Raw genomic sequence first — 15,163 nt, forward strand, 5'->3', positions numbered from 1 at the left:
CCGCCGTGTGCGGCGCCGAGGAACGCCGAGGGGCAGGGCCAGCCTCTGCTCCTCCGGGGTACCCCCGCCGGATGGAGTCGTCAAGACGTGGGGCAGGACGCGAGAAAGCCCGGATCGAAACGATCCGGGCTTTCTTCTACTGCGGTCCTGACGGGATTTGAACCCGCGGCCTCCACCTTGACAGGGTGGCGAGCACTCCAAACTGCTCCACAGGACCAGGTTTTCGCCGCTTGCCTTGCGGCTTGCTGCGAAACCAGACTGTACAGGAGGTGGGAGGCCCAGGTCGACTTCACTCCTGGTGGTGACACCGTCACCGTCCCACGAGCCCCCGTGGGCCCCCCGCGTCAGGGCGCGAGGGCATCGATCGCCTTGACGATCCGCTTGTCCGAGACGGGGAACGCGGTGCCCAGCGCGTGGGCGAAATAGCTGACCCGCAGCTCCTCGATCATCCAGCGGACGTCCAGCACCTCCTGCGGCACCGGCCGGCCCTGCGGCAGCTGTTCGAGCAGCCAGGCGTACTCGTCCTGCATCTCGTGGACCTTCGCCATCCGCGTGGTGTCCCGCTGGACGGCCGTCGGCATCTGCTGGAGCCGCCGGTCGGCCGCCACGAGGTAGCGCATCAGGTCCGGCAGCCGGCGCAGTCCGGTGGCCGTAACGAAACCGGGCGGTACGAGACGGGCCAGCTGCTCGCGCACGTCCGTGACGTTGGCCACCAGCGTCAGGCTGTTCGTCGACTTCAGCCGGCGCTCGCAGGCCTGCCACGCGGCCAGGATCTGCTGGACCTGGTCGATGGTGCGGACGGTCAGGTCCACCAGATCGGCGCGCACCTTGTCGTACAGCGTCCGGAAGGCCTTCTCGTCCCACGCCGGTCCGCCGTGCGCGGCGATCAGCCGGTCGGCGGCGGCGGTGGCGCAGTCCTCGAAGAGGGCCTGGACCGAGCCGTGCGGATTACGGGACAGGGCCAGCTTCTGCTGGTTGGAGAGCCGGTCCGAGGCGAACTTCGCCGGGTGCACCGGGATGTTCAGCATGATCAGCCGCCGGGTGCCGCGCCACATCGCCTGCTGCTGCTCGGCCTCGGTGTCGAAGAGGCGTACGGCCACGGTGCCCGCCGCGGCTCCCTCCTGCTCGACGAGGGCCGGATAGGCCTTGACCGGCTGCCCGGCACGACGCGTCTCGAAGACCTTGTCCAGCGTGCCGATCGTCCAGTCGGTGAGCCCGGACCGCTCGATGGACTCTCCGGAGGGCCCTGCGGTCGCCGCCGCGGCCTGGGAGAGCGCCTGCCGGGCCTTCGGCCGCAGCTGGAGCTTGAGCGCCTCCAGGTCCTTGTCCTCGGCGACCTTCCGCCGCCGCTCGTCGACGATCCGGAACGTGATCTTCAGATGGTCCGGGACCCGGGAGAGGTCGAAGTCGTCCGCCGTGACCGGCACGCCGACCATCCGCTGGAGCTCCCGCGCCAGGGTGAACGGCAGCGGCTCCTGGAGCGGGACCGCCCGGTCCAGGAACTTGTCCGCGTAGTTCGGGGCGGGGACGTAGTGCCGGCGGATCGGCTTCGGCAGCGAGCGGATCAGCTCCGTGACGACCTCCTCGCGCAGCCCCGGAATCTGCCAGTCGAAGCCCTCGGACGTGACCTGGTTGAGCACCTGGAGCGGTACGTGGACGGTCACGCCGTCCGCGTCCGCGCCGGGCTCGAACTGGTACGTCACCTTGAACTTGAGCTTCCCCTGCCGCCAGGAATCCGGATAGTCGTCCTTGGTGACGGCCCCGGCCTTCTCGTTGATGAGCATGGAGCGCTCGAAGTCGAGCGCGTCCGGCTCCTCACGCTTCTTGTTCTTCCACCAGGAGTCGAAGTGCGCCCCGGACACGATGTGCTCGGGAATCCGCTGGTCGTAGAAGTCGAACAGCGTCTCGTCGTCCACGAGGATGTCGCGGCGGCGGGCGCGGTGCTCCAACTCCTCGACCTCACCGAGGAGTTTGCGATTGTCATGGAAGAACTGGTGGTGGGTGCGCCAGTCGCCCTCGACCAGGGCGTTGCGGATGAACAGATCCCGCGAGGCCTCCTGGTCGATACGGCCGAAATTGACCTTGCGCTGGGCGATGATAGGCACCCCGTAGAGGGTGACCCGTTCGAACGCCATCACCGCAGCCTGGTCCTTCTCCCAGTGCGGCTCGCTGTAGGTGCGCTTCAGCAGATGCCCGGCCAGCGGCTCGATCCATTCGGGCTCGACCCTGGCGTTGACCCGCGCCCACAGCCGGGAGGTCTCCACCAGCTCCGCCGACATCACGAACCGGGGCTGCTTCTTGAACAGCGCCGACCCGGGGAAGATCGCGAACTTGGCGCTGCGCGCGCCCAGGTACTCGTTCTTCTCGGTGTCCTTCAGCCCGATGTGCGACAGCAGCCCGGCCAGCAGCGAGGTGTGCACCGCCTGCTCGGGGATGGACCCCTCCGCCTTGGGCTCCTCGACGGTGATGCCCATCTGCTTGGCGACCGTACGCAGTTGCGCGTAGATGTCCTGCCATTCGCGGATGCGCAGGAAGTTCAGATACTCCTGCTTGCACATCCGGCGGAACGAGGACGAGCCGCGCTCCTTCTGCTGCTCGCGGACGTAGGCCCAGAGGTTGAGATACGCCAGGAAGTCGGAGGTCTCGTCCTTGAACCGGGCGTGGTTCTGGTCGGCCTGGGTCTGCTTCTCCGCGGGCCGCTCGCGCGGGTCCTGGATGGAGAGCGCGGCGGCGATGACCATGACCTCGCGGGCGCAGCCGTTCTTGTCGGCCTCGATGACCATCCGGGCCAGGCGCGGGTCGACGGGCAGCTGGGAGAGCTTGCGCCCGAGCGGCGTCAGACGCTGCCCCTTCTTCCCCTCCTGGGGGGACTTCTCGCCCTGCTCAAGCGCGCCCAGCTCCTGGAGGAGCTGCACGCCGTCGCGGATGTTGCGGTGGTCCGGCGGGTCGATGAAGGGGAACTTCTCGATGTCGCCGAGCCCGGCGGCGGTCATCTGGAGGATGACGGAGGCCAGGTTGGTCCGCAGGATCTCCGGGTCGGTGAACTCCGGCCGGGTGACGAAGTCGTCCTCCGAGTACAGCCGGATGCAGATGCCGTCCGACGTACGGCCGCAGCGGCCCTTGCGCTGGTTGGCGCTGGCCTGGGAGATCCGCTCGATCGGCAGTCGCTGGACCTTGGTGCGGTGGCTGTAGCGGGAGATACGGGCGTTGCCCGGGTCGATCACGTACTTGATGCCGGGGACCGTCAGCGAGGTCTCGGCCACGTTGGTCGCCAGCACGATGCGGCGACCCGTATGGCGCTGGAAGACCCGGTGCTGCTCGGCGTGGGAGAGGCGTGCGTAGAGGGGGAGCACCTCGGTGTGTCTGAGGTTGCGCTTGTTCAGCGCGTCCGCCGTGTCCCGGATCTCGCGCTCACCGGAGAGGAAGACCAGGACATCGCCCGGGGCCTCGTGGCCCAGCTCGTCGACGGCGTCGCAGATCGCGGTGATCTGGTCGCGGTCGGAGTCCGCCGTATCCTCGTCGGCCCCTTCGAGCAGTGGCCGATACCGCACCTCCACCGGATACGTCCGCCCGCTGACCTCCACGATCGGCGCCTCGCCGAAGTGGCGCGCGAACCGCTCCGGGTCGATGGTCGCCGAGGTGATGACGACCTTCAGGTCAGGGCGCTTAGGGAGCAGCCGGGCCAGATAGCCGAGCAGGAAGTCGATGTTCAGGGACCGCTCGTGGGCTTCGTCGATGATGATCGTGTCGTACGCCAGCAGCTCGCGGTCCGTCTGGATCTCGGCGAGCAGGATGCCGTCCGTCATCAGCTTCAGATACGTCGACTCCGGGTTCACCTGGTCGGTGAAGCGGACCTTCCAGCCGACCGTCTCGCCCAGCGGCGTCTTCAGCTCGTCCGCGACCCGCTCCGCGACCGTACGGGCGGCGATCCGCCGGGGCTGGGTGTGCCCGATCATGCCCCGGACGCCACGCCCCAGCTCCATACAGATCTTGGGGATCTGCGTGGTCTTGCCGGACCCGGTCTCCCCGGCGACGATCACGACCTGGTGGTCGCGTATCGCCTCCAGGATCTCGTCCTTCTTCTGGCTGACGGGCAGCTCTTCCGGGTACGACAGGGCCGGCAGCCGGGCCGCGCGCGCCGCGAGCCGTGTCGCCGCCCTGGCCGCGTCGGCCGCGATCTCGTCCAGTACGGACTGGCGGGCCTCGGGCTTGCGGATGCGGCGCGCTCCTTCGAGGCGCCGGCCGAGCCGGTTCGCGTCACGGAGCGAGAGCTGTCCGAGTTGGGACTGGAGATCGGCGAAGGAAGTAGACATACGGCTCCCAGGATCTCACCCGGGCGCTCGGAGTGGCGACCTCATTTCGCGCGGGCTGCGTCACGCGGCACGTACCATTTCGGGCAGTCGAACGCTCAGCCCCGCTTCCAGGGGGAAAGGCCCGGTCCCGTGTCCCGTACGCAGTGGTGGAGCCTGACGGCGCTGCTCGCGGTCGTCGTGGGGCTGCTGTGCGGACCGGCGGCGCTCCCGGCGGCCGCGCTCGGGGCTCCGGCTCCCTCCGCCCCGGCCGCCTTTGTTTCGGCTCTCTCCGCTTCCGTGCCTTCGGCTTCCGTGCCCTCCGCTTCCGTGCCTTCGGCTTCCGTGCCCTCCGCTTCGGTGCCTTCGGCTTCGGTGCCTTCGGCTTCCGTGCCTTCCGCTTTCGCACCAGGGGCCACCGGAGCGCGGGACATGCCGTCCGCCCCGGTGGCCGCCGAGGCCGCCGACGCGGGCACCCCGGTCCCCGGCTGCGGGAAGCTCCGCGACCATGACGGCGAGCCCGCCGTCCCCTCCCGCGCCCGCTCCGGGCACGACCTGGCGCCCGGCCTCGCCCCCTGGGGGCTGCCCGCCGCGACGGGCGCGCTGTCGGCCGAGCCGCCGCCCGGCACCCGGGCCCGCGCCCCGGCGCCGTACACCCCGACCCCCGTAGAACTCTCCGTGCTGCGGGTGTAGGCCGGGCACCCGCCCGACCCGCGCCCTTCCCTTCCCCTCCCGCACCCACAGCCCGGAGTGCCGCATGCCCACGCCCAAGAAGCCCGCCCCCACGGGTCGGAAGTCCTCCTCCCGCAAGCCCCTGGTCTACGGCGCCGTGACCGTCGTGGCCGCCGGTCTCCTCGGCTTCGCGTCGTACCGGGCCACCGCCCCCGACGACACCGCCCCGGACACCTCGTCCGCCCCGGCCGCCGAGGTCTCCGCCGACCCGAACGAGGGCGTCTACCCGGAGCTGGCGAAGCTCGCCCGCCGGGACGCCGACGACAAGCTGGCCGTCGGCCGCGCCGACGCCCCGGTCGTCCTGATCGAGTACGCCGACTTCAAGTGCGGCTACTGCGGCAAGTTCGCCCGGGACACCGAGCCGAAGCTGATCGAGAAGTACGTGGAGGACGGGACGCTGCGCATCGAGTGGCGCAACTTCCCGATCTTCGGCGAGGAGTCCGAGAACGCCGCGCGCGGCGCCTGGGCCGCCGGGCAGCAGAACCGCTTCTGGGAGTTCCACGGCGCCGCCTACGCCGAAGGGGCGAAAGAGAAGGGCTTCGGCAAGGACCGGGTCAAGGCGCTTGCCGAGGAGGCCGGGGTGAAGGACCTGAACCGGTTCATGAAGGACCTCGACGGTGACGCGGCCCGTGCGGCGGTCAAGAAGGACCAGGAGCAGGCGTACAGCATCGGCGCGACCTCCACTCCGTCGTTCCTGATCAACGGCCGCCCGATCGCGGGAGCGCAGCCGGACGAGACGTTCGAGCAGGCCATCGAGGGCGCCGCCGAGCAGGCGAAGGCCACCGGCGAGGACACCGGCAACGCGGGCAACGACGCCGAGGGCCCCGCCAAGTGACGGCGGACATCGGCTACTTCGCGGCCTTCCTCGGCGGGCTGCTCGCCCTGGTCAGCCCGTGCAGCGCGCTGCTGCTGCCGGCCTTCTTCGCGTACTCCATCGACTCCACCTCCCGGCTGCTGGCCCGCACCGGAATCTTCTACGCCGGGCTCGCCACGACCCTCGTCCCGCTCGGCGCGGCGGGCAGCTACGCGGGACGGCTGTTCTACGGCCACCGGGACGCCCTCGTCACGGGCGCGGGCTGGCTGATCATCGTGCTCGGCGTCGCGCAGATCGTCGGGCTCGGCTTCGCGTCCCGGCGGATCGCGGCCCTCAGCGGCCGGATCCGCCCCACCACGGCGTTCTCCGTCTACGCCCTGGGAGCGGTCTACGGTCTTGCCGGATTCTGCGCGGGCCCGATCCTCGGCAGCGTCCTGACCGTCGCGGCGGTCTCCGGCAGCCCGGTCTACGGCGGGCTGCTGCTGGCGGTCTACGCACTCGGGATGGCGGTACCGCTCTTCCTCCTCGCCCTGCTCTGGGAGCGCTTCGACCTCGGCCGCCGGCCCTGGCTGCGCGGCCGTGCCGTCCGGCTCGGCCGGTTCGAGCTGCACACCACGTCGTTGCTGTCGGGGCTGTTCTTCATCGGACTCGGCGTGCTGTTCCTCGTGTACGACGGGACGACCGCGCTGCCCGGTCTGCTGGGGGTCGACGCGTCGTTCGAGGTCGAGCAGTGGGCGCGGAACCTGGGCGAACAGGTGCCGGACGGGGTGCTGCTGGGCGCCGTGGTGCTGGTGGTGCTGCTGGCCCTGGGAGCCAGGGCCCTGCGCCGGCGCGGTACGGACGTACCGACGGAGACGGCCGAGGAGTCCGAGGAGACCGAGGGAACCGGGGAGACCCAGAAGGTGTGACACGGCGATGCGCCGCGCCGGTCCCCGCCGGTCCCCGCCGGTCCCCGCCGGTCCCCGCCGGTCCCCGCCGGTCCCCGCCGGTCCCCGCCGGTCCCCGCCGGTCCCCGCCGGTCCCCGCTGGGGGAACTTCAGGAAGAGGCGGAGCCCAGGACCCTGGCAGTGAAGTTCGCCAACTGCGCCCGCATCCTCTCGCGTGACCCGCACTCATGTCCGGCCAGATGCTCGACAAGATCGGCTCGGACGGCTGCGAGCAGGGCGTGAGCGGTGAAATCGCTGTCGGTCAGGCCGGGAATCTGCTCCAGCATGGCGGCCAGCAGGCCGTGCCAGCGTTCGTAATGATCGGCCTGGTACGGGCTGCTGCTCCCGCCTTCCTCCAGGGCCAGCATGAGGCGGCGGTTGTCGAGCTTGAAGCACAGGAGGGTGTCGAGCAGGGCGGGTACGCGCTGCCGCGGCGGAGTCGCGGGGCCCAAGGGCGGAGGTCCGGCTTCGACGGCCTCCCTGACTGGCTCCAGCCGTGCTTCGTACAGCGCGCGCAGCAGTCCGGGGCGGTCGCCGAAGGCCCGGAAGAGCGTGCCCTTACCGACGCCGGCCGCTGCTGCGACGGCGGCCGAAGTGACACCGTCCGGGCTCTCGCAGCGGGCGAAGAGAGCGTCGGCGGCCGCCAGGACGGCCTGCCGGTTACGGGCGGCATCCTTGCGGGGTTTGCGCTCGGGCATGCCGTACCTCCCATTGCAAAGCGGACCGTGGGTCCGTATCGTAAAAGCGGACCTGCGGTCCACATCCTCGTGGGATGGAGGGTACCCACGTCCGCGTCGAGGTCCGCCCCGACCTCTCCGGCGGACCTCTACCGCCACAGCTCGTAGTTCCCCCCTCGCCGTCCTCGAACCCGGCACCGATTTCATCAGGAGCAGCCGATGGCAACCACCGGCACCACCTCGGACCCCGGCACCACCTTGGTCATCGGTGCCACCGGCACCACCGGCAGCCGCACCACGGCGCGACTGTCGGCCTCCGGCCACCGCGTCAGAGCCGCCAGCCGTCGTGCCGCCGACGTCCCCGGCGCACAGTCCGTCGCCTTCGACTGGTACGAGCCCGCCACGCATGCCGCCGCCCTCGACGGAGCCGACCGCGTCTACCTGATACCGCCCGTGGGCGACGCCGACCCGGGGGCGGTCATGATGCCCTTTCTCCGGCGGGCCCGCGCCGCCGGCCTGCGACGTGCGGTGCTCCTCAGCTCCTCGGCCATCCCCGAGGGCGGCCCGGCGGCGGGAACCGTGCACCGGGCCCTGCCCGGTCTGTTCGAGCAGTGGGCGGTGCTGAGGCCCTCGTGGTTCATGCAGAACTTCACCGGCACGCACGCGCACGCCGTGAGCATCCGCGAAGAAGGCGCCATCTGGACCGCGGCCGGGAGTGGCCGGGTCGGCTTCGTCGACGCCGAGGACATCGCGGCCGTCGCCGTCCGTGCTCTGACCGACGAACACGCCCCCAACGCCGATCTCGTCCTCACCGGGCCGGAGGCGCTCAGCTACGACGACATCGCCACCACCATCACCCGGGTCACCGGCCGGCCCGTGGACCACCGCCGTCTCTCCTACGAGCAGATGCGCGACCGCCTCGCGGCGCACGTGCCGCTGGAGTTCGCCTTGCTGCTGGCCGGCATGGACCGTGCCATCGCCGAGGGGGCGGAGGACCGCGTCACCGACACCGTCCAGCGCCTCACGGGGCAGCCCCCGCGTGGATTCCACGCTCTCCTCGAACGAGAGACGGAATGAAGCGGCTGGGCAGGGGCATCAGCTCCGCGCCCTGGATCGGGGACTCGTCGCCGGCGACGCCCCGACTCTCCCCAGCACATGAGAAGCGCCTCGGACGAGACTTCCGTCCGAGGCGCTTCTGTGGTGGCTGGGGCCGGGATCGAACCGGCGACCTATCGCTTTTCAGGCGATCGCTCGTACCAACTGAGCTACCCAGCCACGCAGCCACTGGGGCTGCAGCGGTCCTGACGGGATTTGAACCCGCGGCCTCCACCTTGACAGGGTGGCGAGCACTCCAAACTGCTCCACAGGACCAAGCGGTGTGCGAAACAAGTCTCGCACACGGTGAAACGTGCCCCCAACGGGATTCGAACCCGTGCTACCGCCTTGAAAGGGCGGCGTCCTGGGCCACTAGACGATGAGGGCTATTGGCCCGCCTGTTCGCTTCGCAGCGCGTCGGGGACGTGAGAAGCATATGGGATGGGCGGAGCTATCGCCAAAACGGTTTACGGCGAGGGGGCGGGACGCGCCGGGGAGCGGGTGTCGGAGGGCGAGGAGGGCGGCGACGGGGTGGGCGAGCCGGGGGCGTCCTTCTTCAGGTTCTCCTCCGGAAGGTGGCGGCTGACCTCGGCGGTCGTCAGTCCGAGACCGCCCAGCGTGATCTCGTCCCAGGCCTGGAGCCGACGGGTCGAGCGGTCCATGTAGAGCACCGAGGCGTGCACCTTCTCCGGCTTGTCGTTCTGCACGGCGCGCAGCCCGCCGCCGCCCGTGGAGCCCTCGACCTTCAGCCGCGTGCCGAGCTTCAGCTGCTCGTTGATCCGGCGGTGCAGGTGGCCCGAGAGCACCAGGGGGACCGTGCCGTCGGTCTCCCGGGCGGTGTTCGGGTCGTGGGCGACGGCGATGTCGACCGGGGTGCCCGCGCGTTCCTGGTCGCGCAGCGCGGAGGCCAGCCGCGCGCCTTCGAGCTGGGCCGCCTCCTTGCCGCCGACCGGGGCGGTCCGGTCCGGGGTGAAGGAGGCGTCGCCGGTGCCGGCGATCCGCAGCCCGCCGACGTTCACGGCGTTGCCGTCGTCGAGGACGCTCACGTTCTTGAACTTCTTCAGATAGGCCTGGGTGATGGGGGAGTCATGGTTGCCGCGCACCCAGACGTAGGGCGCGCCGAGGTCGCGGATCGGGTCGAGGAAGCCGTTCTCGGGGGCGGAGCCGTGGTCCATCGTGTCGCCCGAGTCGACGATGACGTCGATCTCGTACTGCTCCACCAGCGAGGCGATGATGTGCCAGGCCGCCGGGTTGAGGTGGATGTCGGAGACGTGCAGGACCCGGATCGTGCCCGGGTCGGGCTGGTAGACGGGGAGTGTGGAGGTCGCGTCGTAGAGCTTGGTGACGTTGGTGACCAGGCGGGCCAGTTCCTGCTGGTAGATGTCGAACTCGGTGACGATGGAGCGGGCGTCGCCGACCAGGGACGGGGCGCTGGAGAGCAGCCCGGAGAACTTCGGCTCCAGGACGGACTTCGGGTTCCAGGTGGCGTACGCGCTGACACCGGACGCCGCCAGCAGGGTGAGGGCGAGCCCGCCGGCGGCCAGGGCGCGACGGGGGCGGCGGTAGACGACGAGGCCGAGCGCGGTCGCGCCGGAGACGACGGCGACACAGGAGCGTACGGCCAGCTCCCGGGTGCCGGCGGCGACGTCCCGGGTGACCTCGTCCTGGAGTCCGGCGAACCGTTCCGGCTGGTCGACCAGGGCCTGGGAGCGTTCGGGGTCGAGGCGGTCCACGTCCACGTCGAGCCGGAGCGGCGCGGTGTGGGAGTCCAGCTCCAGGGCGCCGAGCGGGGACACGTTGATCTTGCTGCCGCCGGTCAGGGAGGGGCGCAGCGTCATGTTGGTGTCCATGGGGCCGACCGGAGTACGGATCGAGCCCACGGCGAGCAGGCCCAGCCAGGCCCCCAGCACGACGACGGCGAGCATGCCGAGGGCGCGGAGGTACGGGTGGCGGGCGGGGCCCGTCAGGTCGCCGGAGGCCGCCGCGCCGGTGCCGGCGGGGGTACGGGGCCGGGTGTCGGCGGTGTCGCGGCCCCGGGACTTCGGGCCGACGAGCTGGCTGAGGCGGTGCCGGACGCGGTCGGCTGCGGCACGGAACGGGACGCGGACCATTGGGCCCGTATGCCCCGGTACGGCCTCCACCATGCCGGGCGGCCCGCCCGGTCATGAGTCCGGTTCGGTCGCCATCTGCCCGCACCCCGCCCCCGTACGGGACAATGGCCGGGTGCTGGAGATGACGCGCGAACAGTTCGAGGAGCTGGTGAGCCAGGCTCTGGACCGGATCCCGCCGGAGCTGACACGGCTGATGGACAACGTGGCGGTGTTCGTCGAGGACGAACCGGAGCCCGGCGACCCCGATCTGCTCGGGCTCTACGAGGGCACCCCCCTCACCGACCGGGGCGAGTGGTACGCCGGGGTGCTGCCCGACAGGATCACCATCTACCGGGGGCCGACGCTGCGGATGTGCGAGACGCAGGAGGACGTCGTCGCGGAGACCGAGATCACCGTGGTCCACGAGATCGCCCACCACTTCGGCATCGACGACGAGCGGCTGCACGCCCTGGGCTACGGGTGAACGAGCGGGCCCCGCGGGAGCTGCCCGAGCCCGGCCCGCCCGCCGCCCCGCACGGCCGCGCGCTGGCGGCGGTCGCGGCCGGCGGCGCGCTCGGCGCGCTCGCCCGCTACGGGGCCCTGGTGCTGTGGCCCGGCGCGGGCGGCTTCCCGTGGACGGTGTTCGCCGTCAACGTGAGCGGCTGCGCCCTGATCGGCGTGCTGATGGTGCTGACCGTCGAGCGGGGCCGGGTGACCCACCCCCTGGTGCGGCCCTTCCTCGGCGTCGGCGTGCTCGGCGGCTTCACGACCTTCTCGACGTACGCGGCCGGCGTCTCGGACCTCCTCGTGCGTCAGGAGGCCCTGACCGCCCTGGCGTACGCGGCGGCGACGGCGGTGGCCGCGCTCGGGGCGGTGTGGGCGGCGGCCGCGGGGACGAGGACCTGGCTGGACCGGGGGCCTCGGGGCCCCCGTGGCTTCGGGGGCTCTCGTGGTTCCCGTGGTTCCCGTGGTTCCCGGGGCGAGGGGCGGGCCGCGTGAACTGGCTGCTGGTGGCGATCGGCGGGGCGGTGGGCGCGCCGCTGCGCTATCTGACGGACCGTGCGGTGCAGGCGCACCAGGGGCCGGGCGTCCCGTACGTCTTCCCGTGGGGCACCTTCACCGCGAACACGGCGGGCAGTCTGCTGCTCGGGCTGCTGACCGGCGCCGCGGTGTCCTCCCCGGCGCACGCCCTGCTGGCGACGGGCCTGTGCGGGGCGCTGACGACGTACTCGACGTTCTCGTACGAGACCCTCCGCCTGGCCGAGACGGGCCGGACCTTCCTGGCCGCGGCCCATGTCCTGGCATCGCTGCTGGCGGGCCTGGGCGCGGTGTTCCTGGGGGCGGAACTGACCGGTGGGTTCGGGGGCCGGGACACGCCCTGAGGGCTGTCCCGCTGTTCCCGGCGGGCGGGGTGCTCGGGCCTGGTGTCCGGGCCGTTCGACAGCCGTCGAGCGCGCTCGTCCGGCGGTGCCGGGCGTGGTGTTCCGGGGGCGCTTCGCCGGCCGTCGCGCGGGCGGGTGGAGTTTCGGGCGTGTCTCCGGCGGGGTCGGGGGAGTTGGACACGGTGCGACGCCGTACCGCTCGCTCCTGTTTCCGTTCCTCGCTCCTGTACCCGCTCCGCCCCCGCGCCGGGCTCTCTGCTACCGCCCTGCGCCCCCGCTCTCCGCCCCCTCGCCCCGGAGGTGCCACTCGTGCGCCAGTTGTCCGCCCCTGTCCGCTGGGCAGCCGTCACCGCGCTGACGATCGCCGCGTCCACCGGCTGTATGAGCGTCGGCGAGGACGGTGCCGGGGCGCCGGAGCCCTCACGGTCCGCCGGCCCGAAGGGCTCCGCCGCCGACCCGGCCGGGGACACGGTTCCCGGCTCCGGACGGACCGGAGGGCGGGTCGGGGGCCGCGTCGGAGGCGTCCATCCCCACTCGGACCGGGCCGTTCCCGGGAGCGGCCCGAGCCCGGACGCCTCCGGTGCCGTGTCGTCGGTCACCCCCGAGGACCCGCGCCCCGAACCGGCCGCGCCCGTGCCCACCCGGGGCGGCCCCCCGCCCTCGCCGACGCCCTCGGCGCCGGGGCCGGGGGAGCCGCCGCCGACCACCCCGGAGCCGCCGTCCTCGCCGACGCCGGACCCGGACCCGGAGCCCGAGCCGGAGCCCACCGATCCACCGGAGCCGGCTCCCTCGGCCTCGCCCGCCGCGCAGCTGCGGGCCCATGCGATGAGCGGACCGGAGGCCGCCCGGCCGCTGCGGACCCCGGAGGCATCGCCGCAGGTGGGGCCGGTTTAGCCGGGGGTCTTCGGAGGCTGGTTTGCGCAATGTGGGTGAGAGTGCGTATGGTAGTAGATCGTTTGATCCCATTGCCCGGCGCCGACACAGAAGAGCGCCGTGTGGCGCGTACTCTCCCTTGCCGTGGCTGGACCGCATTGAGGCGGTCGAAATTGCGAATCACGGAGTTATGGGCGCGTGCCGAGACTCCGGAAGGTTTCGCATTTCGCATGTCAATTTCCAGTTCTGACCACACCGTCATGCCCGAGAACGTCGACAACGCCGAGCTCATCGAGCTCGTCGAGGCCGCTGTGACCGAGGCCCCGGCCGGCGCGACCGCCCCGGCCGCCGAGAAGACCGTCGTCGCGGAGAAGACCGTCGTCGCCGAGAAGTCCGTCGCCGACTTCATCACCGACGTAACTGCCGACACGCAGGCCGACGCCCCCGCCAAGGAGCAGGCCGACGCCCCCGCCGAGGAGATCGCCGCTCCCGCGGCCGAGATCGCGGACTCCGCCGAGGAGACCGCCGACGAGGCCGACGCCGAGCCGACCATCACCTTCGGCTCCCTGGGTCTGCCCGAGGGCATCGTCCGCAAGCTCGCGCAGAACGGTGTGACGGCCCCCTTCCCGATCCAGGCGGCGACCATCCCGGACGCCCTGGCCGGCAAGGACATCCTCGGCCGCGGCCGTACGGGCTCCGGCAAGACGCTCTCCTTCGGTCTGCCGCTGCTGGCCTCGCTCTCCGGTGGCACCACCGAGAAGAAGAAGCCGCGCGGCATCATCCTCACCCCGACCCGTGAGCTCGCGATGCAGGTCGCGGACGCGCTGCAGCCGTACGGCGACGTGCTCGGCCTCAAGATGAAGGTCGTCTGCGGCGGTACGTCGATGGGCAACCAGATCTACGCGCTGGAGCGCGGTGTCGACGTCCTCGTCGCCACCCCGGGCCGGCTGCGCGACATCATCAACCGCGGCGCCTGCTCCCTGGCGAGCGTCCAGGTGGCCGTCCTCGACGAGGCCGACCAGATGTCCGACCTGGGCTTCCTGCCCGAGGTCACCGAGCTGCTCGACCAGATCCCCGGTGGGGGGCAGCGGATGCTCTTCTCCGCCACCATGGAGAACGAGATCGGCACGCTGGTCAAGCGCTACCTCTCCAACCCGGTGACGCACGAGGTCGACAGCGCCCAGGGCAACGTCACGACCATGTCGCACCACGTCCTCGTCGTGAAGCCGAAGGACAAGGCGCCGGTCACGGCCGCCATCGCCGCCCGCAAGGGCCGCACGATCATCTTCGTCCGCACCCAGCTGGGCGCCGACCGCATCGCCGAGCAGCTCATCGAGTCCGGCGTGAAGGCCGACGCGCTGCACGGCGGCATGACCCAGGGCGCCCGTACGCGGGTCCTGGAGGACTTCAAGAAGGGTTACGTCAACGCGCTCGTCGCGACCGACGTCGCCGCCCGCGGTATCCACGTCGACGGCATCGACCTGGTCCTGAACGTGGACCCGGCCGGTGACCACAAGGACTACCTGCACCGCTCGGGCCGTACCGCCCGCGCCGGCAAGTCCGGTGTCGTCGTCTCGCTGGCGCTTCCGCACCAGCGCCGCCAGATCTTCCGCCTGATGGAGGACGCGGGCGTCGACGCCTCGCGCCACATCGTCCAGGGCGCGGGTGTCTTCGAGCCCGAGGTCGCCGAGATCACCGGCGCCCGTTCGCTCACCGAGGTCCAGGCCGACTCCGCGAACAACGCCGCCAAGCAGGCCGAGCGCGAGGCCGCCGACCTGACGAAGCAGCTGGAGCGCGTCCAGCGCCGCGCCGTCGAGCTGCGCGAGGAGGCCGACCGCCTGGTCGCCCGCGCCGCGCGCGAGCGGGGCGACGACCCCGAGGCCGCGGTGGCCGAGGTCGCCGCCGAGGCCGAGGCCGCCCTCGTGGCAGCCGTCTCCGTGCCGGAGCAGCCGGCCGCCCGCGACGATCAGCGCCGCGACGATCGGGGCAACTACGAGCGCCGCGACAACCGCGGTGGCGACCGTGGCGGCTACCGCGGCGGCAACGACCGTCGTGACGAGCGCCCCTCGGGTGGTTTCCGCTCTGGTGGCGGCGGCGACCGTCGTGATGACCGTGGTGGCCGTTCGTTCGAGCGTCGGGACAACGACCGTCCCGCGTTCAACCGTGACCGTCGTGACGAGCGTCCGTCGGGTGGTTTCCGCTCTGGTGGCGGCGGCGACCGTCGTGATGACCGTGGTGGCCGTTCGTTCGAGCGTCGGGACAACGACCGTCCCGCGTTCAACCGT

Annotated in this window: 12 protein-coding genes and 4 tRNA genes; 9 read left to right on the forward strand and 7 right to left on the reverse strand. The window is 71.7% G+C overall.

All coding sequences use genetic code 11. The features are described 5' to 3' along the window. Positions 1–142: 142 nt before the first annotated feature. Both AB0F29_RS26855 and hrpA read right to left on the reverse strand, forming a co-directional pair. Positions 143–217 (reverse strand) — tRNA-Asp (locus AB0F29_RS26855). A gap of 127 nt (positions 218–344) precedes the next feature. Continuing rightward, entirely contained in the window at positions 345–4,313 is a 3,969-nt protein-coding gene (gene hrpA, locus AB0F29_RS26860; protein WP_361876792.1) for an ATP-dependent RNA helicase HrpA, read from the reverse strand. A 408-nt stretch (positions 4,314–4,721) separates the two neighbouring features. Here hrpA and AB0F29_RS26865 point away from each other — a divergent pair, with 408 nt between their 5' ends. The 3 genes from AB0F29_RS26865 to AB0F29_RS26875 all read left to right on the forward strand — a co-directional run bounded on the left by AB0F29_RS26865 (position 4,722) and on the right by AB0F29_RS26875 (position 6,743). Beyond that, entirely contained in the window at positions 4,722–4,982 is a 261-nt protein-coding gene (locus tag AB0F29_RS26865) for a hypothetical protein (RefSeq protein ID WP_361876795.1), read from the forward strand. Positions 4,983–5,046: 64 nt separating this feature from the next. Then, the gene (locus tag AB0F29_RS26870) at positions 5,047–5,856 is read left to right on the forward strand and encodes a thioredoxin domain-containing protein (protein ID WP_361876798.1); all 810 of its coding nucleotides are present in this window, start codon (positions 5,047–5,049) and stop codon (positions 5,854–5,856) included. Beyond that, on the forward strand, positions 5,853–6,743 hold the full coding sequence (locus AB0F29_RS26875) for a cytochrome c biogenesis CcdA family protein (RefSeq protein WP_361876801.1): 891 nt from the start codon (positions 5,853–5,855) through the stop codon (positions 6,741–6,743). Before AB0F29_RS26870 ends, AB0F29_RS26875 begins: the two co-directional genes overlap by 4 nt. 128 nt (positions 6,744–6,871) lie before the next feature. Here the strand turns inward: AB0F29_RS26875 and AB0F29_RS26880 are convergent, their stop codons facing one another. Beyond that, entirely contained in the window at positions 6,872–7,459 is a 588-nt protein-coding gene (locus AB0F29_RS26880; protein WP_361876804.1) for a TetR family transcriptional regulator, read from the reverse strand. 198 nt (positions 7,460–7,657) lie between these two features. Here AB0F29_RS26880 and AB0F29_RS26885 point away from each other — a divergent pair, with 198 nt between their 5' ends. Next, positions 7,658–8,515, forward strand: coding sequence for an NmrA family NAD(P)-binding protein (locus AB0F29_RS26885; protein WP_361876806.1), 858 nt, complete (start codon positions 7,658–7,660; stop codon positions 8,513–8,515). Between the two features lie 121 nt (positions 8,516–8,636). Here the strand turns inward: AB0F29_RS26885 and AB0F29_RS26890 are convergent. From AB0F29_RS26890 to AB0F29_RS26905, 4 genes are all read right to left on the reverse strand, one after another. Beyond that, positions 8,637–8,713: transfer RNA gene (locus AB0F29_RS26890), tRNA-Phe, on the reverse strand. A gap of 21 nt (positions 8,714–8,734) precedes the next feature. Next, positions 8,735–8,809, reverse strand: a tRNA-Asp gene (locus tag AB0F29_RS26895). Between the two features lie 38 nt (positions 8,810–8,847). Further along, a tRNA-Glu gene (locus tag AB0F29_RS26900) sits at positions 8,848–8,920 on the reverse strand. An 80-nt stretch (positions 8,921–9,000) separates the two neighbouring features. Further along, positions 9,001–10,644, reverse strand: a complete 1,644-nt coding sequence (locus AB0F29_RS26905; protein ID WP_361876809.1) for a metallophosphoesterase — start codon at positions 10,642–10,644, stop codon at positions 9,001–9,003. A 112-nt stretch (positions 10,645–10,756) separates the two neighbouring features. Between AB0F29_RS26905 and AB0F29_RS26910 the strand changes: the two genes are divergently transcribed. From AB0F29_RS26910 to AB0F29_RS26930, 5 genes are all read left to right on the forward strand, one after another. Continuing rightward, positions 10,757–11,107: a metallopeptidase family protein gene (locus AB0F29_RS26910; RefSeq protein WP_012380216.1), complete on the forward strand. Its 351-nt coding sequence runs from the start codon at positions 10,757–10,759 to the stop codon at positions 11,105–11,107. Continuing rightward, positions 11,104–11,622, forward strand: a complete 519-nt coding sequence (locus AB0F29_RS26915) for a CrcB family protein (RefSeq protein WP_361876812.1) — start codon at positions 11,104–11,106, stop codon at positions 11,620–11,622. Before AB0F29_RS26910 ends, AB0F29_RS26915 begins: the two co-directional genes overlap by 4 nt. Further along, positions 11,619–12,005: a CrcB family protein gene (locus AB0F29_RS26920; RefSeq protein ID WP_361876815.1), complete on the forward strand. Its 387-nt coding sequence runs from the start codon at positions 11,619–11,621 to the stop codon at positions 12,003–12,005. Before AB0F29_RS26915 ends, AB0F29_RS26920 begins: the two co-directional genes overlap by 4 nt. 309 nt (positions 12,006–12,314) lie before the next feature. Further along, positions 12,315–12,899 carry a hypothetical protein gene (locus AB0F29_RS26925; protein WP_361876818.1) on the forward strand — a complete coding sequence of 195 codons (585 nt, stop codon included), beginning with the start codon at positions 12,315–12,317 and terminating at the stop codon, positions 12,897–12,899. A gap of 239 nt (positions 12,900–13,138) precedes the next feature. Further along, positions 13,139–15,163: DEAD/DEAH box helicase (locus AB0F29_RS26930; RefSeq protein ID WP_361876821.1), on the forward strand; the 2,025-nt coding region annotated here is incomplete at its 3' end.

Source organism: Streptomyces sp. NPDC026589 (assembly GCF_040638385.1).
Lineage (GTDB): Bacteria > Actinomycetota > Actinomycetes > Streptomycetales > Streptomycetaceae > Streptomyces.

Bases quoted from the DNA above. Each gene is read 5' to 3' on its own strand.
- AB0F29_RS26905 (WP_361876809.1), bottom strand. From the start codon at position 10,644: ATGGTCCGCGTCCCGTTCCGTGCCGCAGCCGACCGCGTCCGGCACCGC.
- AB0F29_RS26870 (WP_361876798.1), top strand. From the start codon at position 5,047: ATGCCCACGCCCAAGAAGCCCGCCCCCACGGGTCGGAAGTCCTCCTCC.
- AB0F29_RS26865 (WP_361876795.1), top strand. From the start codon at position 4,722: ATGCCGTCCGCCCCGGTGGCCGCCGAGGCCGCCGACGCGGGCACCCCG.
- AB0F29_RS26880 (WP_361876804.1), bottom strand. From the start codon at position 7,459: ATGCCCGAGCGCAAACCCCGCAAGGATGCCGCCCGTAACCGGCAGGCC.
- hrpA (WP_361876792.1), bottom strand. From the start codon at position 4,313: ATGTCTACTTCCTTCGCCGATCTCCAGTCCCAACTCGGACAGCTCTCG.
- AB0F29_RS26885 (WP_361876806.1), top strand. From the start codon at position 7,658: ATGGCAACCACCGGCACCACCTCGGACCCCGGCACCACCTTGGTCATC.